The 20,570-nt window shown below is 71.2% G+C and carries 19 protein-coding genes; 11 read left to right on the top strand and 8 right to left on the bottom strand.

Annotated features, from left to right (window positions below; genetic code table 11):
* Positions 1-18: 18 nt before the first annotated feature.
* The 7 genes from ACWGKQ_RS02910 to ACWGKQ_RS02880 form a co-directional block, all read right to left on the bottom strand.
* Entirely contained in the window at positions 19-1,044 is a 1,026-nt protein-coding gene (locus tag ACWGKQ_RS02910) for a LacI family DNA-binding transcriptional regulator (RefSeq protein ID WP_453290078.1), read from the bottom strand.
* A gap of 100 nt (positions 1,045-1,144) precedes the next feature.
* Entirely contained in the window at positions 1,145-2,569 is a 1,425-nt protein-coding gene (locus tag ACWGKQ_RS02905; RefSeq protein ID WP_453290077.1) for a BNR repeat-containing protein, read from the bottom strand.
* Between the two features lie 23 nt (positions 2,570-2,592).
* Positions 2,593-2,913 (bottom strand): L-rhamnose mutarotase, encoded by a 321-nt coding sequence (locus tag ACWGKQ_RS02900; protein WP_351486648.1) that lies wholly within the window; start codon positions 2,911-2,913, stop codon positions 2,593-2,595.
* A gap of 17 nt (positions 2,914-2,930) precedes the next feature.
* Complete coding sequence (gene rhaS, locus ACWGKQ_RS02895; protein WP_453290076.1) at positions 2,931-4,013, bottom strand: rhamnose ABC transporter substrate-binding protein; 1,083 nt, start codon at positions 4,011-4,013, stop codon at positions 2,931-2,933.
* A gap of 113 nt (positions 4,014-4,126) precedes the next feature.
* Positions 4,127-5,104, bottom strand: coding sequence for an ABC transporter permease (locus tag ACWGKQ_RS02890; RefSeq protein ID WP_453290075.1), 978 nt, complete (start codon positions 5,102-5,104; stop codon positions 4,127-4,129).
* On the bottom strand, positions 5,097-6,137 hold the full coding sequence (locus ACWGKQ_RS02885) for an ABC transporter permease (RefSeq protein ID WP_453290074.1): 1,041 nt from the start codon (positions 6,135-6,137) through the stop codon (positions 5,097-5,099). The genes ACWGKQ_RS02890 and ACWGKQ_RS02885 overlap by 8 nt, the downstream gene beginning before the upstream one ends.
* Complete coding sequence (locus ACWGKQ_RS02880) at positions 6,134-7,651, bottom strand: sugar ABC transporter ATP-binding protein (protein ID WP_453290073.1); 1,518 nt, start codon at positions 7,649-7,651, stop codon at positions 6,134-6,136. Before ACWGKQ_RS02880 ends, ACWGKQ_RS02885 begins: the two co-directional genes overlap by 4 nt.
* A 290-nt stretch (positions 7,652-7,941) precedes the next feature.
* On the opposite strand from ACWGKQ_RS02880, the gene rhaI reads away from it, so the two are divergent.
* Entirely contained in the window at positions 7,942-9,102 is a 1,161-nt protein-coding gene (gene rhaI, locus ACWGKQ_RS02875; protein ID WP_453290072.1) for an L-rhamnose isomerase, read from the top strand.
* 104 nt (positions 9,103-9,206) lie between these two features.
* Here the strand turns inward: rhaI and ACWGKQ_RS02870 are convergent, their stop codons facing one another.
* Positions 9,207-9,818 carry a TetR/AcrR family transcriptional regulator gene (locus tag ACWGKQ_RS02870; protein ID WP_453290071.1) on the bottom strand — a complete coding sequence of 204 codons (612 nt, stop codon included), beginning with the start codon at positions 9,816-9,818 and terminating at the stop codon, positions 9,207-9,209.
* Between the two features lie 154 nt (positions 9,819-9,972).
* On the opposite strand from ACWGKQ_RS02870, the gene ACWGKQ_RS02865 reads away from it, so the two are divergent.
* The 10 genes from ACWGKQ_RS02865 to ACWGKQ_RS02820 all read left to right on the top strand — a co-directional run.
* Positions 9,973-11,031 (top strand): zinc-binding dehydrogenase, encoded by a 1,059-nt coding sequence (locus tag ACWGKQ_RS02865; protein WP_453290070.1) that lies wholly within the window; start codon positions 9,973-9,975, stop codon positions 11,029-11,031.
* 22 nt (positions 11,032-11,053) lie between these two features.
* Positions 11,054-11,566 (top strand): nuclear transport factor 2 family protein, encoded by a 513-nt coding sequence (locus ACWGKQ_RS02860; protein ID WP_453290069.1) that lies wholly within the window; start codon positions 11,054-11,056, stop codon positions 11,564-11,566.
* Complete coding sequence (locus ACWGKQ_RS02855; RefSeq protein ID WP_453290068.1) at positions 11,563-12,417, top strand: NAD(P)-dependent oxidoreductase; 855 nt, start codon at positions 11,563-11,565, stop codon at positions 12,415-12,417. Before ACWGKQ_RS02860 ends, ACWGKQ_RS02855 begins: the two co-directional genes overlap by 4 nt.
* A gap of 20 nt (positions 12,418-12,437) precedes the next feature.
* Positions 12,438-13,253: an SDR family NAD(P)-dependent oxidoreductase gene (locus ACWGKQ_RS02850; protein WP_453290269.1), complete on the top strand. Its 816-nt coding sequence runs from the start codon at positions 12,438-12,440 to the stop codon at positions 13,251-13,253.
* 371 nt (positions 13,254-13,624) lie between these two features.
* Positions 13,625-15,664, top strand: coding sequence for a bifunctional aldolase/short-chain dehydrogenase (locus ACWGKQ_RS02845; protein WP_453290067.1), 2,040 nt, complete (start codon positions 13,625-13,627; stop codon positions 15,662-15,664).
* Positions 15,661-17,106, top strand: coding sequence for a rhamnulokinase (locus ACWGKQ_RS02840; RefSeq protein ID WP_453290066.1), 1,446 nt, complete (start codon positions 15,661-15,663; stop codon positions 17,104-17,106). Before ACWGKQ_RS02845 ends, ACWGKQ_RS02840 begins: the two co-directional genes overlap by 4 nt.
* Before the next feature lie 120 nt (positions 17,107-17,226).
* A complete protein-coding gene (locus tag ACWGKQ_RS02835) occupies positions 17,227-17,982 on the top strand; it encodes a (Fe-S)-binding protein (protein ID WP_453290065.1) in 756 nt (251 codons plus the stop codon).
* Positions 17,979-19,457, top strand: coding sequence for a LutB/LldF family L-lactate oxidation iron-sulfur protein (locus ACWGKQ_RS02830; protein WP_453290064.1), 1,479 nt, complete (start codon positions 17,979-17,981; stop codon positions 19,455-19,457). Before ACWGKQ_RS02835 ends, ACWGKQ_RS02830 begins: the two co-directional genes overlap by 4 nt.
* Complete coding sequence (locus ACWGKQ_RS02825) at positions 19,454-20,122, top strand: LutC/YkgG family protein (RefSeq protein ID WP_453290063.1); 669 nt, start codon at positions 19,454-19,456, stop codon at positions 20,120-20,122. Before ACWGKQ_RS02830 ends, ACWGKQ_RS02825 begins: the two co-directional genes overlap by 4 nt.
* Before the next feature lie 22 nt (positions 20,123-20,144).
* Positions 20,145-20,570, top strand: a 426-nt coding sequence (locus ACWGKQ_RS02820) for an ATP-binding cassette domain-containing protein (RefSeq protein WP_453290062.1), incomplete at its 3' end; no start/stop codon positions are given.

Below are 20,570 nucleotides of genomic sequence, written 5' to 3'. Positions count from 1 at the left end.
TCGTTACTGAATCCCCGATCAGCGGGCGGCGAGGCTGGAGCGACGTACCACCAGTTCCGGTTGGAGCACCACCCGGCGGTGCTCGTGCGGCGACCGTCCTTCCCGCTCCTCGGTCTCCTCCAGGAGGAGGTCGGCGGCCATGGCGCCCATGGTGACGGCGGGCTGGCGTACGGAGGTCAGGGGGACGGCGGCCGCGGCGGCGAACTCGATGTCGTCGTAGCCGACGATCGCGAGGTCGTCCGGGACCACCACCCCGGCCGCGTACATGGCCTGGAGGACGCCGAGGGCGAGCAGGTCGTTGGCGCAGAAGACGGCGGTGGGCCGGTCGGCGAGGCCGAGGAGGCGGGCGCCCGCGTCCCGGCCGGCGGCGACGTCGAGCCGCTCGGTGGGCAGCTCGCGCAGCGCGTCGGGGCCGAACCCGGCCTCGGCGAGGGCGTTCAGGGCGCCGGTGCGCCGGTCGCGGACCTGGTTGAGGCCGGGCGGGCCGCTGACGTAGGCGATCGAGCGATGCCCGGCGTCGACGAGATGGCGGACGGCCAGCGCCCCGCCGGCCACGTCGTCGACGCTGACCGAGCACTCGGTGGTGCCCTCCGAGACCCGGTCGACCAGCACGAAGGGGATGCCGTGCCGGCGGAAGGTCTCGATGTTGCGGCCGGTGGCGTCGGCCGGGGTGAGCAGGACGCCGCGTACCCGCTGCTCGGCGAAGAGCGAGAGGTAGTCGGCCTCCTCGCCGGCGTTCTGGGCGCTGTTGCAGACCATCACCCCGAGCCCGGCCTCCCGGGCCGCCCGCTCGGCGCCGCGGGCCACGTCCACGAAGAAGGGGTTGCCCATGTCGAGGACGAGCAGGCCCATGATCCGGCTGCGGCCCGCGCGCAGCTGGCGTGCGGACTCGCTGCGGACGTAGCCGAGCCGGTCGATCGCCGACTGCACCCTGGCCCGGGTCTCGGTGGCGACGCTGTCCGGGCGGTTGATGACGTTGGAGACCGTGCCCACCGAGACTCCGGCGGCGCGGGCGACGTCCTTGATACCCACCGACTGGGCCATCGGGCGAGACCTCCAGGAAACATGGACGGCGCCTCCACAGCACGGAAGGGCACATCGGGAAGGGCTTCACATTACGACATGACTCGCACCCCGGCCGGGCTCAGCCGGGCAGGGCGAAGTCGATGACATGGAGCGCGGAGGGTGTCGTACCACTCGACGTCTCCTGGTACAGGAACGACAGCACGTTGTCCGTCCTGATCCGCATCTCGTCGATGACGACCTCGCCGAAGGCGTTGAGGTCGCCGCCGTCGTAGAGCAGTGCCCAGTCGGAGTATCCGGAAGCCTTGGACGCGCCGGCTATCCGGCCGTAGGGGAACACCGCATACGCGTTGTCGTACTTGTCCAGGAGCAGCCTGGTGCGCTGGCTGGAGTTCAGGGCGACCGGGATCTCGGTCTTCTGCCAGCCGCCGGCGGAGTTCTTGCGGAGGTGGAAGGCGCGGCCGTTCGCGGTGCGGTCGGCGACGTAGTCGGTGGTGCACTGCCCGAAGCGGCCGGGGACGTAGCTGATGATCGCGTGCGGGAGGCCGGCGGAATCGGTCCACTGACTCTCCTGGTTCATCAGGGAGTGGTCGGGGTTGAGGGAGTCGACCACCAGTCCCGGGTCGGTGACGGCGACGGTGTCCGCGGTGCCGGTGGTGGCGACCAGGGTGCCGGCGTCGTTGCGCCAGGTGCGGCCGCGGTCGGTGGAGTAGACGTAGCCGGTGTCGTGGTTGGTGATGCCGCCGCTGTTGCACATCACGGCGGCGCTCTGCTCACGCCAGGTGAAGAAGGCGTGCAGCCGTCCGTCGACGTCGTAGTCGATGCCGTGCAGGTACATGTTGCGGGCGGTGGACGAGCCGTGCTCGCTCGTGTACGTCCCGGTGGAGCTGCTCCACTCCCCCAGCGCGGTCCAGCCCGAACCGTCGTACTCCGCGAGGGCGTTGCGGCCGTTCCCGGAGATCCCCACCCGGTAGCTGAGCTGGAGCTTCCCCTCGGGCGTGGCGACGAACTGCGGGTAGGTGAACTGGGAGGTGAGCGACACCCCGTCCAGAGACGTCTGTACGGCGCCGAAGACGGCCGACGTCCAGGGCGTGGAGCCGGGGTTGTCCAGCAGGCCGGCGACCGACTTCACGTAGAAGAAGCCGTCGCTGTGCGAGTCCATGTTGATGTGGAGCCGGCCGTCGGTCTTCGAGACGCCCATGGAGATGACGTTGTGCGAGTCGCTGGACTTGAGCCGGTGGGCGAGGGTGACCGTCGACCACGACGTGCCGCCGAGCACCCGGCGCCCGATCACCGCGTGACCGGTCGAGGTGTACCAGCCGGCGTACTGGTAGCCCTGGTAGCTGAACAGGCCGTTCTTCTGGAAGGAGTTGTTGTTGACCAGACCGTCGTAGGAGACGAAGAAGACGGCCTGCGGGTCGAGCTGGGTGCTCTGCTGCTTGTTCACGGACGGTCCGGGGTCGGCGGCGCGGGCGGTGCCGGCGGCGAAGGCGGGAGTGGCCACGGTGCCGAGTAGGGCGGCGCCGAGCATGGTACGTCTTTTCACGAACGGCTCCTTGGGGGGACGGGTCAGGCGAGGTGGAAGACTTCGGTGAGCGGCTTCATCGCCTCGTCGGGACGGGCGCCGTCGAGGGCTTCGAAGAAGGGGCCCATCTCGGCCTGCCAGCGGGCGTTGACCTCGGTGGCCTCCATGCCGGCGCGGGCGGCCTCGAAGTCCTCGGTCTCCAGGTAGCCGACCAGCAGGCCGTCGTCGCGCAGGAAGAGCGAGTAGTTGTGCCAGCCGGTGGCGGAGAGCGCCGCACGCATCTCCGGCCACACGGCGGCGTGGCGTTCGCGGTACTCGGCGAGGCGGTCCTGCCGGACCTTGAGGAGGAAACAGACGCGCTGCATGAAGTACCGCTCCCGCTCTAGAAGTTGAACTGGCCGATGTTCTTCGCGTCGAACACGGTCGGCTTGCCGAGGTTGATCACGCCGTCCTTGCCTATGGTGTACGTGGTGTCGCCGGCCTTGAAGGTCTCGCCCTCCTTGCCGGTGATCTGCCCGGAGACGAGCGCGACGGCGGTACGGGCGGCGAGGTCGCCGAGCTTGGCCGGGTCCCACAGCTCGAAGCCCTCGACGGTGCCGTTCTTGACGTACTGGCGCATGTCGTTGGGCGTGCCGAGGCCGGTCAGCTTGACCTTGCCCTTGTACTTGGAGCCGGACAGGTACTGGGCGGCCGCCTTGATGCCGACGGTGGTCGGGGAGATGATCCCCTTGAGGTTCGGGTACTGCTGGAGCAGGCCCTGGGTCTGCTGGAAGGACTGCTGGGCGTCGTCGTTGCCGTAGGCGATCTTGACCAGCTTGACGTTCTTGTACTTCGGGTCCTTCAGCTCCTCCTTCATGTACCCGATCCAGGTGTTCTGGTTGGTCGCGGTCTGCGCGGCGCTGAGGATCGCTATCTGGCCCTTGTACCCGATCTGCTCGGCGAGCAGCTGCACTTCGGTACGGCCGAGGTCCTCGGCGCTGGCCTGCGAGACGAAGGCGTTGCGGCAGCCGGCGTTGGTGTCGGAGTCATAGGTGACGACCTTGATGCCGTTGCTCATGGCCTGCTTGAGGGCGGTGCACAGGGCACCGGGGTCCTGCGCGGACACGGCCATGGCGTTGACCTGCTGCTGGGTGAGCGTGTTGACGTAACTGACCTGCCCTGAGGTGTCGGTGGCGCTGGAGGGCCCGACCTCCTTGTACTTGCTGCCCAGCTCGGTGAGCGCCTTCTCGCCGCCCTTGTCGGCGGAGGTGAAGTAGGGGTTGTTGACCTGCTTGGGCAGGAACCCGACGGTCAGCCCCTTCTTGAGGGCCGCGTTCGGGTCGGCCTTGGCGGTGGAGGTGGCCGCCGACGACTCGTCGCTGCCGGAGTTGTTCTTGGTGGTGCCGCCGCAGGCGGTGGCAGAGAGAGCGAGAGAGGAAACAGCGGCGACGGTCACACAGACACGCCGGAGGGATGACTTACGCATGACGGTTCCTTTGAGAGAAAGGGTCGTGAAGCGCGCCCCTCAGGGGCGCGGGACTGAATTGGATTTGCGGCTCCGCCGCGTGGGCGCGACCAGCCACACACGGCCCGCAGCATTCAGACGGCCTTGGCCGCCCGGTGCCGAGCCAACGAGATCTGCCGGGCCACCCGAGGCCCAAGCACCGAGACGACCAGCAACACACCGGTCACAACAATCTGGGACTGCGCGGACACATTCAGCAGACTCATGACGTTCTGCAACGCCCCGAGCAGGAACACCCCGGCGATCGCACCGCCCAACGTGCCGCGGCCCCCGTCGAAGTCGATGCCACCGAGCAACACCGCCGCCACGACGGAGAGTTCAAGCCCGGTCGCGTTGTCGTACCGCGCACTGGCGTAGTGCAGGGCCCAGAAGATCCCGGTCAGGGAAGCCATGAACCCGGTGGCGACGAACAGCACCAGCTTGTTCCGCTTGACGCGGATTCCCGCGAACCGCGCCGCCTCCTCACTCGCCCCCACCGCGAACAACGACCGCCCGAACGGCGTGGCGTGCAGCACCACCACGGCGATGACGAGCAGCACAAGGAACGGCAGGAAGGCACGCGGCAGGAACGTGTCGCCGAGCCGCCCCGCCGCGAAGTCCTGGTACTGCGTGGGGAAGTCGGTGACCGCGTCGGAGCCGAGGACGATCTGCGCGATGCCCCGGTAGGCCGCGAGCGTGCCGATCGTGACGGCCAGCGACGGCAGCCCCAGCCGGGTCACCAGCAGTCCGTTGACCAGCCCGCACACCACACCGAGCAGCAGGCACAGCGGGATGATCGTCTCGATCGCCATCCCCTCGTTCCAGAGCTTGCCCATGACCGCGCCCGAGAGCCCGGCGGTCGACGCGACCGAGAGGTCGATCTCGCCGGCGACGACCAGCAGTGTCATCGGCAGGGCGATCAGCGCGATGGGCAGCGTGTTGCCGATCAGGAACGACAGGTTGAGGGAGTTCCCGAAGCCGTCGACGAAGCCGAACGAGAACAGCAGGAGGACGATCAGCAGTGCACCGACGACCGTGTCCCAGCGGACCGCGCGGGTCAGGGAGTCAGGCATGGCGGACGCTCCTCTTCTTCAGGGCGGAGGCCACCCGCAGTGCGACGATCCGGTCGACGGCGATGGCGAGCAGCAGCAGGAAGCCGTTGATGGCGAGGACCCACACCGAGCTGACCCCGAGGGCGGGCAGCACGCTGTTGACGGAGGTGAGCAGCAGCGCGCCCAGCGCGGCGCCGTACACGCTCCCGGAGCCGCCGGTGAAGACCACGCCGCCGACCACCACGGCGCTCACGACGGTGAGTTCGTAGCCGTTGCCGGTACTGGAGTCGACGTTCCCGAACCGGGCCAGGTACATGGCCCCGGCGAGTCCGGCGAGGGCGCCGCAGAAGGTGTAGGCGGTGAGGATCCGCTTGCGGACCGGGATGCCGGCCAGCCGGGCGGCCTCCGGGTTGGAGCCGAGGGCGTACAACTCCCGTCCGCTGCCGTAGTGCTTGAGGTAGTAGGCGGTGGCGACCAGGACGGCGAGGGCGATCAGCGCCAGCCAAGGGATCGCGGACAGCCCGCCGGAGCCGAAGTCGACGAAGGAGCCGGGCAGATCGCCGGCCGTGATCTGCCGGGAGCCGACCCAGATGGAGTCGACGCCCCGGATGATGTACAGGGTGCCGAGGGTGACGACGAGCGCGGGCACCTGACCGAGGCTCACCAGCAGCCCGTTGAGCAGTCCGCAGCCGATGCCGAGCAGCACGGCGAGCAGGATCGCGACGACCGTGCTGCCGCCCCCGTGCAGGTAGTCGCCGGCGGCGAAGGCGGTGATGCCGAGGGTGGAGCCGACGGACAGGTCGACGTTCCGGGTGATCACCACCAGGGACTGGCCGGTGGCCACCAGCACCAGGATGGTGGCGTTGAGCAGCAGGTCCTTGATGCCCTGCGCGGAGAGGAACTCGCTGTTGCCGGCCTGGGTGACGGCGATCATCGCCAGGAAGACGACCAGGATGGCGAGTTCGCGCATCTTGAAGACGCGGTCGACGAGCCGGGTCCCGGCGGACTCGGGCGCCTCGGCGACGGGGGTCGGTTCGGAGGTGGTCACCGTCATGCGGCGGCCCTCCCCGTGGCTGCGGCCATCACGGTTTCCTCGCTGGCTTCGGAGCGCGGGATCTCGGCGGTGATCCGGCCCTCGTGCATCACCAGCACGCGGTCGGCCATGCCGAGGATCTCGGGCAGGTCGGAGGAGATCATCAGAACGGCGACCCCGTCGGCGGCCAACTCGCCGAGGAGCCGGTGGACTTCGGCTTTCGTACCGACGTCGATGCCGCGGGTCGGCTCGTCGACGATCAGCACCTTCGGCCCGGTCGCGAGCCATTTGGCGAGGACGACCTTCTGCTGGTTCCCTCCGGAGAGGGTGGAGACGGCGTCGGCGATCCGGGCGTACTTCACCTGGAGCCGGACCGCCCAGTCGAGGGACCGGCTGCGTTCGGCGCCCCGGTCGACGAGGCCCGCCCGGACGGTCGTACGCAGTCCGGTCAGGCCGATGTTCCGCTCGATGGACATGCCCATCACGAGGCCCTGGGCGCGCCGGTCCTCGGGGACCAGGGCCAGGCCCGCGGACATCGCGACGGAGGGTGCGCCGTTGGTCAGTCTCCGTCCCCTGACCTCGACTTCACCGGCGTCCCAGCGGTCGACGCCGAACACGGCGCGGGCGACCTCGGTCCGGCCGGCGCCGACCAGTCCGGCGAGGCCGACGATCTCGCCGGACCGCACCTCGAAGGAGACGTCCGTGAAGACCCCCTCGCGGGTCAGCCGCCGTACGGCCAGGGCGACTTCGCCGGCCCGGACGTCCTGCTTGGGGTACAGCTCGTCCAGGTCGCGGCCGACCATCCGGCGTACGAGGTCGTCCTCGGTCATGCCGTCGACGAGTTCGCTGGCGATCCAGGCGCCGTCCCGGAGGGTGGTGACCCGCCGGCAGATCTGGAAGATCTCCTCCAGGCGGTGCGAGATGAAGAGCACCGCCGCGCCCTGGTCGCGAAGGGTTCGGACGACGCCGAAGAGGCGGGCGACCTCGCTGCCGGTGAGGGCCGCCGTCGGTTCGTCCATGATCAGGACCCGGGCGTCGAAGGAGAGCGCCTTCGCGATCTCGACGATCTGCTGGTCGGCGATGGACAGGCCGCGGGCGGGGCGGTCCGGGTCGAGGGCGACGCCGAGCCGCTTCATCAGGGCGGCCGTGGCCGCGCGGGTGGCCTTGTGGTCGATCCGGCCGAGGGTGCGCCGGGGCCGGCGGCCCATGAAGATGTTCTCGGCGATCGACAGGTCGGGGAAGAGCGTGGGTTCCTGGTAGATCACGGCGATTCCGGCGTCGCGGGCGTCGCCGGGGCCGTGGAAGACGACGGGCTCGCCGTCGAGCAGCACCTGACCGGCATCCGGTCGGTGCACTCCGGCGAGGGTCTTGATCAGCGTCGACTTGCCCGCGCCGTTCTCCCCGGCGAGGGCGTGCACCTCGCCGGGGAACAGCTCCAGGGAGACGTCCCGCAGGGCGCGCACGGCACCGAAGGACTTGGAGACGTCCTTCAGCGCCAGCACCGGGGCCGGTCCCGTGTCGGACGGGTGGGTCATGGGGGCTCCTCGACGACACCGGCGAGGCGGCACTGACCGCCCTCACAGCGTCGTGAAAGGTTTCAACTGGATTGCCGGGACCGTAGGCACCAGGGGCATGTCACGTCAATGGGTCCGTGTCGAAAAAATTTCGATAGCCTTAGGTCACGGCGGAGTCACGGAGAACGGGGTTGGTCGGAACGCTTGACACCCCTGCGAGGGGCTCATACTTTGCGGTTCTGAATCGTTTCACCATGCAGTCGTTCCGAACCTCGTTCCGAACCTCGTTGCGATCCCCCAGGAGCCCCGAAGTGACCGACCTCGCCGCGGTGAAGGCCGCGCTGAAGACCCAGGCCGTCGAAACGCCGTCGTGGGCGTACGGAAACTCGGGGACCCGTTTCAAGGTGTTCGCCCAGCAGGGCGTGCCGCGCTCGCCGAAGGAGAAGCTGGACGACGCCGCGCAGGTGCACGCCGTGACCGGGGCCGCGCCGACGGTGGCGCTGCACATTCCCTGGGACAAGGTGGACGACTACGCGGACCTGGCCAAGCACGCCGAGGAGCGGGGGCTGCGGCTGGGGGCGATCAACTCCAACACCTTCCAGGACGACGACTACCGGCTGGGCAGCATCTGCCACCCGGACGCGACGGTGCGCCGGAAGGCCGTCGACCATCTGCTGGAGTGCGTGGACATCATGGACGCGACGGGGTCCGCGGACCTGAAGCTGTGGTTCGCCGACGGCACCAACTATCCCGGCCAGGACGACATCCGGGCACGGCAGGACCGGCTGGCCGAGGCGCTGGCCGAGGTGTACGCCCGGCTGGGCGAGGGGCAGCGGATGCTGCTGGAGTACAAGCTCTTCGAGCCGTCCTTCTACACGACCGACGTTCCGGACTGGGGGACGGCCTACGCCCACTGCCTGAAGCTGGGGCCGAAGGCACAGGTCGTGGTCGACACCGGCCACCACGCGCCGGGCACCAACATCGAGTTCATCGTCGCCACGCTGCTGCGGGAGGGGAAGCTCGGCGGGTTCGATTTCAACTCGCGGTTCTACGCGGACGACGACCTCATGGTGGGGGCCGCGGATCCGTTCCAGCTGTTCCGCATCATGTACGAGGTGGTACGCGGGGGCGGGCTCACCGCCGAGGTGGCCTTCATGCTCGACCAGTGCCACAACATCGAGGCGAAGATCCCGGCGATCATCCGGTCGGTGATGAACGTCCAGGAGGCGACGGCGAAGGCGTTGCTGGTGGACCGGGGGGCGTTGGCGCAGGCGCAGGCTGCCGGGGATGTGCTGGGGGCCAACGCGGTGCTCATGGACGCCTACAACACGGACGTGCGACCCCTGCTGCGCGAAGTGCGCGAGGAAACGGGGCTGGACCCCGACCCCGTCGCCGCCTACGCCCGGTCCGGCTGGGCCGAGAAGATCGTCACCGAACGCGTCGGCGGACAGCAGGCCGGGTGGGGGGCGTAGGCAACTGCCGCGACTCGCCTAGGGCCTGTCGGCGACGGCGCCCGCGGTGTGCCGATCGGAGGGGGCCGTCCCCGCCCGGGTCGATGCCCCTGTCGGGCCGCCGGTCACGCGTCCGGCGCGGTGGCCGCTCCGGTGCCGAGGGGGCGGAGCAGCCGGAGCACCATCTCGACGGTGCGCTCCACGGGACGCTGTCGCGTGGTGACGTTGAGCAGGAGCGTGCGGGCCAGAACGGCGCCGAGAAGCATGTCGAAGACGTCGTCCGGGTCCACGGCGGGGTCGACGCTTCCGGGCGGTGCGGCGCGCAGGATGTCCTCGAACTGCGGCCGGGCCGACACCCGCAGGTCCAGCTCCGGCGGCCGGGGGCGCCGCGACGCCTGGTGGTAGGCGAGGAGGCCGGCCGCGGCCGCACGTGCCGCCGGCGCGTTGAAGGCGGCCAGATAGGCGCGGATGAACCGGCGGACGTCAGCGCGGAGATCCCCCGTCGGCTGGACGCCCAGCGGACTGAGCCCGGGGAACGTGGCTTCCTCGATCAGCTCGATCCGGGACGGCCAGCGGCGGTAGATGGCTGACGCGTGCACACCCGAGTGCTCCGCGACGGCCTGGATCGTCGTCGCCTCGAAGCCCCGCCCGACGAGCAGTTCGCGCGTCGCCGCGAGAGCCCGTTCGTCGATGCTGCTGTCCCGGGGACGGCCCGGGCGACGGCGAGACTCGGTCATGCGGGCCATCGTAGTGACCTGGTGCGCTCTCAGCCCCCTCCCGTAATTTCAGGAGACGGTCTTCTATAACTCCCCTCTCCTCGCTAGAGTCCCCTGGCAGACGGGCCCCGGACGGTGACGTGCCCCGGGTTCGGTTCGCGAAGTGGAGAAGCCGATGCGGGCTGCTGTGCTGCGAGGCGGGACGGTCGAGACGCGGATCGTCGACGACCCGGTTCCCGGACCGGGACAGCTCCTGGTCCGGTCGCTCGCCTGCGGGATCTGTGCGTCGGACCTGCACTTCATGGACCATCCGGAGGCGGGCGCCGACGACGACAGCGGGATGTCGACGTACGACCAGGACGTCGACATCGTGATGGGCCACGAGTACTGCGCCGAGGTGGTCGGCTACGGCCCCGGCACCGAACGCCGTATCCCCGTCGGCACCCGGGTGAGTTCGCTGCCGGTGCTGTCCACCGCGGCGGGGCGCAGGATCATCGGGCAGAACCCGGACTCCCCCGGCGGGTTCGGCGAGTACCTGCTGCTGACCGAGGCCATCACCCGGGTCGTGGTCTCCGGCCTGCCCAGCGAGGTGGTGTGCGTCGCCGACGCGATCTCGGTTGGCTGGTCGACCGCGTCACGCGCCCGGGTCACGGCCGGGGAGGTACCGCTGGTCGTCGGCTGCGGTGCGATCGGCCTGTCGGTGATCGCACGGCTCCGGCACCTGGGGGTGGGGCCGGTCGTGGCGGTCGACTTCGTGGCCGGGCGCCGCGAGACCGCCCGGGCCATGGGGGCCGACGTGGTCGTCGATCCCGCCGGGATCTCGCCGTTCCGGGCCTGGCGTGACGTGGCCGAGGGGACGGCCGGGTCGGCGCGGGACCTGATGGCGGCGGTGACCGGGCTGCCGGGCTGCGTCGTCTTCGAGTGCGTCGGTGTCCCCGGCGTCCTCGACTCGATCATCAAGGGGTGCGAGCGGGGCACCCGGATCTTCTCCGTGGGCGGGCCGCCGGAGGGCGAGCGCCTGCACACCCTGACCGCCAAACGCAAGGGCCTCAACGTCCAGTTCGGCGGCGGTCCGTCGATGACCGACTGGGACGAGGCGTTCGAGGCGGTCTGCTCGGGCGGCCTCGACGTCGGTCCGCTGCTCGGCGGAACCGTCGGGCTCGACGAGGTGCCCGCCGCACTCGACGCCGCCCGCGACGCGAACGGCCCGGCCCGCATCGTCGTCGTGCCCTGACCCGGCTTCAGAGAGGGCCCACATGACTGAGATCGACGCGTTACGCGCCACCGTCACGCGGCTGGCGGCACAGGTCCGCGACCTTCAGGACCAGGTCGACATCATGCAGCTCGTCGCCCAGTACGGGCCCGACGTCGACAGCGGCTCGGGGGAGGCGGCGGCCGGGCTCTGGACCGACGACGGTGTCTTCCACGCCGTTCCGCACCTGCGGATGGAGGGCCGGGACGACATCCTCGGCATGGTCCACGGCGCCGGCCACCAGAGCGTGATCGGCAACGGCTGCGGTCACGTCCTGACCGTGCCGCACATCGTCGTCGACGGCGACGAGGCCACCGGCCGCAGCCACGCGCTGCATCTGCGCTGGGACGCCGACGCCGGCCGCTTCTGGGTCTTCCAGGTCTCCGCGAACACCTGGCGCTGGGTGCGCACCGCGCGGGGCTGGCGCATCGCCGAGCGGATCAACGCCAACCTCGACGGCTCCCCGGGACCCCGCGAGATGCTGGCACCGCCGCCCGAGTCCGGCCGTACGCGGTGAGGATCGGATTCGTCGGCGCGGGCCGCATGGGCAGGCCGATGGCCGGCCGGCTGCTGGCCGCGGGGCACGACGTCACCGTCCTGGCACGCCGTCCGCAGGCCCGGGACGCCGCCACGGCCGACGGGCTGACCTGGGCCGGGACGGTGGCGGAGACCGTCCGGGACGCGGACGTGGTGTTCGTCGTGGTACTGACGGACGAGCAGGTGCGCTCGGTGTGTCTCGGACCGGAGGGTGCCCTCGCGGCCATGAGGCCGGGGGCCACACTCGTCCAGCACACCACCTCCGATCCGGCGACCGCCCGACTGCTCGTCGAGGCGGGCGCGGAGCGCGGGATCCGGGTCCTCGACGCCGCGCTCTCGGGCGGCCCGCACGACATCGCCGCGGGCCGGCTCACCCTGTGGATCGGCGGGGACGAAAGGGTCCTGGACGACGTACGCCCGCTGCTGGCGGCGTACGCCTCGCCGGTCCTGTGGGTCGGGCCGGCCGGCAACGGCCAGCGGGTCAAGCTGGTGAACAACGCGCTGTTCGTCGCGCAGGTGGGCCTCGTGATCGACGCGGTGCGTCTGGCCGGCTCGCTGGGGGTCGAGGAGCGGACGGTCCTCGACGCGGTGCGGCACGGCAGCGGGGCGAGCCGCGCCCTGGACGTCGTCGCCCGGGGTGGTTCGGTGGCGGCGGTGGCGGAGCGGCTCGCGGACCTGATGGCGAAGGACGTCGCCGTGGTGCGGGAGGTCGCGCGGGGCGCGGGGGCGGACCTCGGGATCATCGGGGCGGTGCTGGCGTCGGACGCGGTGGAGAAGCAGGTACTGGAACCGGCCGACGGGCCGGAGAAACCTTGGCCGGAGAAACCTTGAGGGAGACGACGTTGACCGATGTGACCGACGCAGCCTGCGCATACGGCCCCTGGGGCATCGTCGCGGGCGGCTCCGACGGGGTCGGTGTCGCCTTCGCGCACGGAATGGCCTCGCGGGGCATCAACGTCGTACTGGTGGCCCGCCGGGTCCCCGTACTGGAGGAGGCGGCGGACGACATCCGGGCCCGGCACGGTGTCGAGGTCCGCACGGTCGCGCTCGACCTCAGTGCCGCGGGCGCCCTGGCGGAACTCGAACGCACCACCGCGGACCTGGAGGTCGGGCTCCTCGTCTACAACGCCGGTGCCGACACCCGCAGCGCCGCCTTCCTCGACAAGCACCTCGACAGCCACCTGGAACTGGTCCACCGCAACTGCACCGCCGTACTGGAGGCGGCCTACCGCTTCGGCGCCCCGATGACGGCGCGGGGCCGCGGGGGCGTGGTGCTGGTGACCTCGGGTGCGGCCTGGGCGGGCGGCGCCACGCTCGCCGCCTACGGTGCCTCCAAGGCCTTCGACCTGGTCCTCGCGGAGAGCCTGTGGGCGGAGTGGCGGGGCAGCGGTGTGGACGTTCTGGGGCTCGTGCTCGGCAGGACCGACACCCCGACCCACCGCCGGATGCGCGAAGCGGGCGGCGAGTCCTACGGCGGTGAGCTCGCCGACCCCTACGACGTCGCGGAGGAGGCGCTCGCCCACCTCGCCGACGGCCCCACCTGGATCCACGGCAGCCCGGACCCGGCCGGCGGTTCGCCGTTCGGCGCGCTGAGCCGCCGTGACGCCGTGCTCGCCATGAGCCGGGGCGCGGCCACGAGCGGGGAGGAGAGCGGCGTCAGGCGGTGAGCGGGACGCCGTCCGGCCGGACCTCGGCGGTGCACACGGTCGGGCGTCCGGCCGCCCCGGAGTTTCGAAAACGGGGATGAAACGTTTCACAACATTGCAAGGTCGACACCCCCCGCCTCGCGGTTTCGGACGCGGGGGATTCGCCTTTCACGAACCGACCGGAAGGCGGGCACGCAGACGTCTTGACGCCGCCGGAGCACTGTGGATAGCTTCCCTGAAACGATTCAAGCAGTGTTCAGAGGTGGTCATGCCGGACCTGGCCGAAGAGCGTCGGCATCATGGACGCGACGGGCCGAGCCACAGGTCGATGCTGCTCCGCGTCCCTTTCGCGGCGTGTTGTCATACCGTTCATCGAAACCGCTAGGAAGCCCATGACCATCCACTCCGAAGCCGCCGCCCTCCTCGCCCGGTCCCATCGGCTGGGTGCTGATCCCCGCAATACGAACTACGCCGGCGGCAACGCCTCCGCCAAAGGCACCGCCACCGACCCCGTCACCGGTGGTGACGTCGAGCTGATGTGGGTGAAGGGATCCGGCGGGGACCTCGGGACGCTCACCGAGGGCGGGCTCGCGGTGCTGCGGATCGACCGCCTCCGTGCGCTCGCCGGTGTCTATCCGGGCGTCGACCGCGAGGACGAGATGGTCGCCGCCTTCGACTACTGCCTGCACGGCAAGGGCGGGGCCGCGCCCTCCATCGACACCGCGATGCACGGGCTCGTCGACGCCCCGCACGTGGACCATCTGCACCCGGACTCCGGCATCGCGCTCGCCTGTGCCGCGGACGGGGAGAAGCTCACCGCCGAGTGTTTCGGGGACACCGTGGCGTGGGTGCCGTGGCGCCGGCCCGGGTTCCAGCTCGGCCTGGACATCGCCGCCGTCAAGGCCGCCAACCCGCGGGCGATCGGGTGTGTCCTCGGCGGGCACGGGATCACCGCCTGGGGCGACAGCTCCGCGGAGTGCGAGCGGAACTCGCTGCACATCATCCGCACCGCCGAGAAGTTCCTGGCGGAGCGCGGGAAGGCGGAGCCGTTCGGGCCCGTCCTCGCGGGGTACGACGCACTGCCCGAGGCCGAGCGCCGGGAGCGGGCCGCCGCCCTCGCGCCGTACGTCCGGGCGATCGCCTCCCAGGACCGGGCGCAGGTCGGCCACTTCACCGACTCCGACGTCGTCCTCGACTTCCTGGCGCGGGCCGGACATCCGCGGCTCGCGGCGCTGGGTACCTCGTGCCCGGACCACTTCCTGCGGACGAAGGTACGGCCGCTGGTGCTCGACCTGCCGCCGACCGCTCCGCTGGACGAGGCGGTCGCGCGGCTGCGCGAACTGCACACCGGGTACCGGGAGGAGTACGCCGCCTACTACCGGCGGCACGCCCTGCCCGACTCCCCCGCCATGCGCGGCGCCGACCCGGCGATCGTGCTGGTGCCCGGCGTCGGCATGTTCAGCTTCGGGAAGGACAAGCAGACCGCGCGCGTCGCGGGTGAGTTCTATGTGAACGCCGTCAACGTGATGCGCGGGGCCGAAGCCGTGTCGACGTACGCGCCGATCGAGGAGTCGGAGAAGTTCCGGATCGAGTACTGGGCGCTGGAGGAGGCCAAGCTCCGGCGGATGCCGGGGCCGAAGGCGCTGGCGACCCGGGTCGCGCTGGTGACCGGGGCCGGCAGCGGGATCGGGAAGGCGATCGCGCACCGGCTGGCGGCCGAGGGTGCCTGTGTCGTGGTCGCCGACCTGAACGCGGAGAGCGCGGCCGGGGTCGCCGAGGAGCTCGGCGGGGCCGACAAGGCCGTCGCGGTCACCGTCGACGTGACGGACGAGGAGCAGATCGCCGCCGCCTTCCGGGCCGCCGTGCTGGCCTTCGGCGGGGTCGACCTCGTCGTCAACAACGCCGGGATCTCCATCTCCAAGCCGCTGCTGGAGACCTCGGCGCGGGACTGGGACCTCCAGCACGACATCATGGCCCGCGGTTCCTTCCTGGTGTCGCGGGAGGCGGCCCGGGTGATGATCGCGCAGGGGATCGGCGGTGACATCGTCTACATCGCCTCCAAGAACGCCGTGTTCGCCGGGCCCAACAACATCGCCTACTCGGCGACGAAGGCCGACCAGGCTCATCAAGTGCGGCTGTTGGCGGCCGAGTTGGGTGAGCACGGGATCCGGGTCAACGGGGTGAACCCGGATGGTGTGGTGCGCGGGTCGGGGATCTTCGCCGGTGGGTGGGGGGCGCAGCGGGCCGCCGTGTACGGGGTGGAGGAGTCGAAGCTGGGCGAGTTCTACGCGCAGCGGACCATCCTCAAGCGTGAGGTGCTGCCCGAGCATGTGGCGAACGCGGTGTTCGCGCTGACGGGCGGAGAGCTCAGCCACACCACCGGGCTGCATGTGCCCGTCGACGCGGGTGTGGCGGCCGCGTTCCTGCGATGAGCTCGCCGAGGTCGTATGCGGCGGTCGACCTGGGCGCGTCCAGCGGGCGGGTCATGGTCGGCCGGGTCGGGCCGGACTCGCTGGAGCTGGCCGAGGCGCACCGGTTCGCGAACCGGCCGGTGCGGGTGCCGGAGGGGCTGCGGTGGGACGTACTCGCCCTGTACGCCGGGGTGTTGGACGGTCTGCGGGCCGCAGGGCAGGTGGCCTCCGTCGGCATCGACAGCTGGGCCGTGGACTACGGGCTGCTGGACGCCGACGGGGCTCTGCTGGGCAACCCGGTGCACTACCGGGACGCCCGCACGGAGGGTGTCGCCGAGAAGGTGTGGGCGACGCTGCCGGCGGCGGAGCTCTACGCCCGCACGGGCCTGCAGTACGCCCCCTTCAACACCCTCTACCAGCTGGTGGCCGCGCGATCGAGTGCTCAGTTCGCGCACGCCGAGCGCCTGTTGCTCATTCCCGACCTGCTGTCGTACTGGCTGACCGGGGAGCAGGGCACCGAGCTGACCAATGCCTCCACCACCCAGCTGATCGATCCCCGGACGCGCGACTGGGCGTACGAGGTCGCGGACCGGCTGGGGATCGGCCTCGGGATGTTCGCGCCGCTGCGGCGGCCCGGGGATCCGGCCGGGGAGCTGCGGCCCGAGGTGCTGGAGGAGGCGGGGCTGACCGGGCCGGTGCCGGTGACCGCCGTCGGCTCGCACGACACCGCGTCCGCGGTGGCCGCCGTGCCGGCGTCCGGCGAGCGGTTCGCCTACATCTGCACCGGCACCTGGTCACTGGCCGGGCTCGAACTCACCGCCCCGGTACTGACCGAGGAGAGCCGGGCCGCCAACTTCACCAACGAACTGGGCCTCGACGGCACGGTCCGCTATCTGCGCAACATCATGGGGCTGTGGCTGCTCCAGGAGTGTGTACGGGCCTGGGGCGAACCGGAGTTGGACGGGCTGCTGCGAGAGGCGGCCGGCGTGCCGGCGCTGCGCTCGGTGGTGGACGCGGGGGATGCCGAGTTCCTGGCCCCCGGCCGGATGCCGGAGCGGATCGCCGAGGCGTGCCGGGTCTCGGGGCAGCCGGTGCCGGGGACGCCCGGTGAGATCACCCGGTGCATTCTCGACTCGCTGGCGCTCGCCCACCGGCGGGCGGTCCTGACGGCGCAGCGGCTCGCCGGTCATCCGGTGGACACGGTGTACGTGGTGGGCGGCGGCACCCGCAACGCGCTGCTCTGCCAGCTCACCGCCGACGCCTGCGGGCTGCCGGTGGTGGCGGGGCCGACGGAGGCGGCGGCCCTCGGGAACGTGCTGGTCCAGGCCCGCACGCACGGTGTCGTCGGCGATCTCGCCGACATGCGGCGACTGCTCGTGAGCACCCAGCCGCTGACCCGGTACACGCCGCGCGGCGGCACCGCCCGCTGGGCGGCGGCCGAGGCGCGTCTCACCACGCGGTGACAAGGCGCCACCGGTCACCCGGTGGCGACTCAGGACCCGCCACACCGGGACCGGGTCTCCCGCTGATCGCACCGGCCCATTACGCTGCACTCATCCGATGATCGACCTCTAGGAGCCGCGATGCGTGTCGCCCTCTTCCTGACCTGCGTCAACGACACGCTCTATCCGGAGACCGGCCGCGCCGTGGTGAAACTCCTGACCAGGCTGGGCGTCGAGGTCGATTTCCCGATGGGCCAGACCTGCTGCGGGCAGGCCCACTACAACACCGGCTACCGTCACGAGGCCGAGCCGCTGGCCCGGCATTTCTCCGATGTCTTCGGGGAGTACGAGGCGATCGTGACCCCGTCCGGGTCCTGCGGGGCGATGGTGCGGGAGCTGTATCCGCGGATGGGCGAACGGGCCCGGGCCGAGGGGCGCGGCAGCGGGCTGGCGGCGGCGCTGGCGCCGGTGGTGCCGAAGACGTACGAGCTGACGGAGTTCCTGGTGGACGTCCTGGGGGTGACGGACGTCGGGGCATATTATCCGCACTATGTCACATACCACCCGACCTGCCACGGGTTGCGGAGTCTGGGCCTCGCCGACCGCCCCCGCCGCCTCCTCCAGGCCGTCAAGGGCCTGGAGCTGGTGGAGCTGCCCGGCGCCGAGGAGTGCTGCGGGTTCGGCGGCACGTTCGCGCTGAAGAACCCCGACGTCTCGGCGGCGATGGGCACCGACAAGGTGCGCAACGCCGAGTCGACCGGCGCTCAGGTGCTGTGCGCGGCCGACAACTCCTGCCTGATGCACATCGGCGGCACCATGACCCGGCTCGGCAGCGGGATGCGGCCGGTGCACATCGCGGAGATCCTGGCGAGCACGGAGGAGGAGCCGGCCGTATGAGCGGGACCTATCTGGGGATGCCGGCCTTCCCGGAAGCCGCGCGCGAGGCCGTCAACAACCCCACCCTGCGCGGGAACCTGCGCCACGCCACGCACACCATCCGCGCCAAGCGGGCCAAGGCGGTCGCCGAGGTGTCCGACTGGGCCGCGCTGCGCGAGGCGGGCAAGCAGATCAAGGACCACACGCTCCGGCATCTCGACCGCTATCTGGTCCAGTTGGAGGAGGCGGTGACGGCGGCGGGCGGCACCGTCCACTGGGCCGCGGACGCCGACGAGGCGAACCGGATCGTCACCGAACTGGTCCAGGAGACCGGTGAGTCGGAGGTCGTGAAGGTCAAGTCGATGGCCACGCAGGAGATCGGCCTGAACGAGGCGCTGGAGGCCGCGGGCATCCGGGCCTACGAGACCGATCTCGCCGAGCTGATCGTGCAGTTGGGCCATGACCGGCCCTCGCACATCCTCGTCCCCGCCATCCACCGCAACCGGGGTGAGATCCGGGACATCTTCCGCAAGGAGATGGGTGAGTGGGGGCGCCCGGCGCCCGAGGGCCTCACCGACACCCCGGCCGAACTCGCCGAGGCGGCCCGGCTCCACCTCCGGGAGAAGTTCCTGCGCGCGAAGGTCGGCATCTCCGGCGCCAACTTCATGGTCGCCGAGACCGGCACCCTGGTCGTCGTCGAGTCCGAGGGCAACGGGCGGATGTGCCTCACCCTCCCGGAGACGCTGATCTCGGTCGTCGGCATCGAGAAGATCGTGCCGACCTGGCGCGACCTGGAGGTCTTCCTGCAGACCCTGCCCCGCTCCTCCACCGCCGAGCGCATGAACCCGTACACCTCGGCCTGGACCGGTACCACCGAGGGCGACGGACCGCAGACCTTCCACCTGGTGCTCCTGGACAACGGCCGCAGCGACACCCTCGCCGACGAGGTCGGCCGCCAGGCCCTGCGCTGCATCCGCTGCTCGGCCTGCCTGAACGTCTGCCCGGTGTACGAGCGGGCGGGCGGCCACGCCTACGGCTCGGTCTACCCGGGCCCGATCGGCGCCATCCTCAGCCCCCAGCTCCGGGGCATGCAGAGCGAGATCGACGCCTCGCTGCCGTACGCCTCGTCGCTGTGCGGGGCCTGCTACGAGGTCTGCCCGGTCGCCATCGACATCCCCGAGGTGCTGGTGCACCTGCGGGAGCGGGTGGTGGAGGGCGGCGAGGCGGTCCGCGACGGCAACAAGGTGCTGCTCAAGCCGGCCAAGGGGCACGCGGCCGAGCGGGCGGCGATGCGCGCGGCCCGCTGGGCGTTCTCCCACCCGGCCGCCCTGCGCACCGGCCAGCGGCTCGCCTCCCGCAGCCGCCGGCTGCATCCCCGTACACTGCCGGGCCCCGGCCGGGCGTGGAGCGCGACCCGGGACCTGCCCGCCGTACCGGCGGAGCCGTTCCGGGACTGGTGGCAGCGGACCGGCGGCGGAAAGGGCGGCGCGAAGTGAGCAGCAGGGAGCGGATCCTCGGCCGGGTGCGACGCGCCCTTGCCGAGGTACGGGACGAGGACACGCCCGTCGAGCGGGCGTATCTGCGGGAGCACGGCGCGCGGAGCGTCGCGGAGACGGTGGACCTGCTCGCCGAGAACCTGGCGGACTACCGGGCGATCGTGCACCGGTGCACGAAGGACGAACTGGCCGCCACGATCGGGCGGTTGCTCGCCGAGCGCGGTTCGAAGTCGGTGGCCGTACCCACGGGGCTGCCCCCGGAGTGGCTGGCAGCGACCGAGGCCGAGCAGGTCGCGGACCGTGCCGAGACCACCCCGTACGAACTCGACCGGGTCGGCAGTGTGGTCACCGGCTGCGCGGTCGCGGTCGCCGAGACCGGCACGATCGTCCTGGACGGCGGCCCGGACCAGGGCCGCCGCCGGATCACCCTCGTGCCCGATCACCACATCTGTGTCGTACGGGTCCCGGAGCAGGTGGTGTCCTCCGTGCCCCAGGCCCTGGAACGACTCGACCCGGCCCGCCCGTTGACCTGGATCTCCGGCCCCTCCGCGACCAGCGACATCGAGCTGGACCGGGTCGAGGGGGTGCACGGTCCGCGGAGCCTTGAGGTGGTGCTCGTCAGCGGCGACCAGCCGGGCGCCCAGGTCAACGCAGGCGATCGGTGAGGGTCGCGGTTAACGTGTGGGAATGATCCGGTTCGAGCAGGTCACCAAGCGGTACGCGGACGGGACGACCGCGGTGGACGGCCTCTCCTTCGAGGTGGCCGAGGGTGAACTCGTCACCCTCGTCGGCCCCTCCGGCTGCGGCAAGACCACGACGATGATGATGGTCAACCGGCTGATCGAACCGACCTCGGGCCGGATCCTCGTCGGCGGCGAGGATGTCGCGGCCGTCGACCCGGTCCGGCTGCGGCGCCGGATCGGCTATGTCATCCAGCAGGTGGGCCTGTTCCCGCACCGCACGATCCTGGACAACACCGCCACCGTCCCGGCCCTGCTCGGCTGGAAGCGGGCCGCGGCCCGGGCCCCGGCCGCCGCACTCCTCCGGCTCGTGGGCGAGGACCCGAACTCGAACGGGGCCCGCGCCCCGGCCCCGCGCTGCGGCGGCCAGCGG

Source organism: Streptomyces sp. NPDC054770 (genome assembly GCF_053611985.1).
This window is presented reverse-complemented; position numbering and strand designations above follow the sequence as displayed.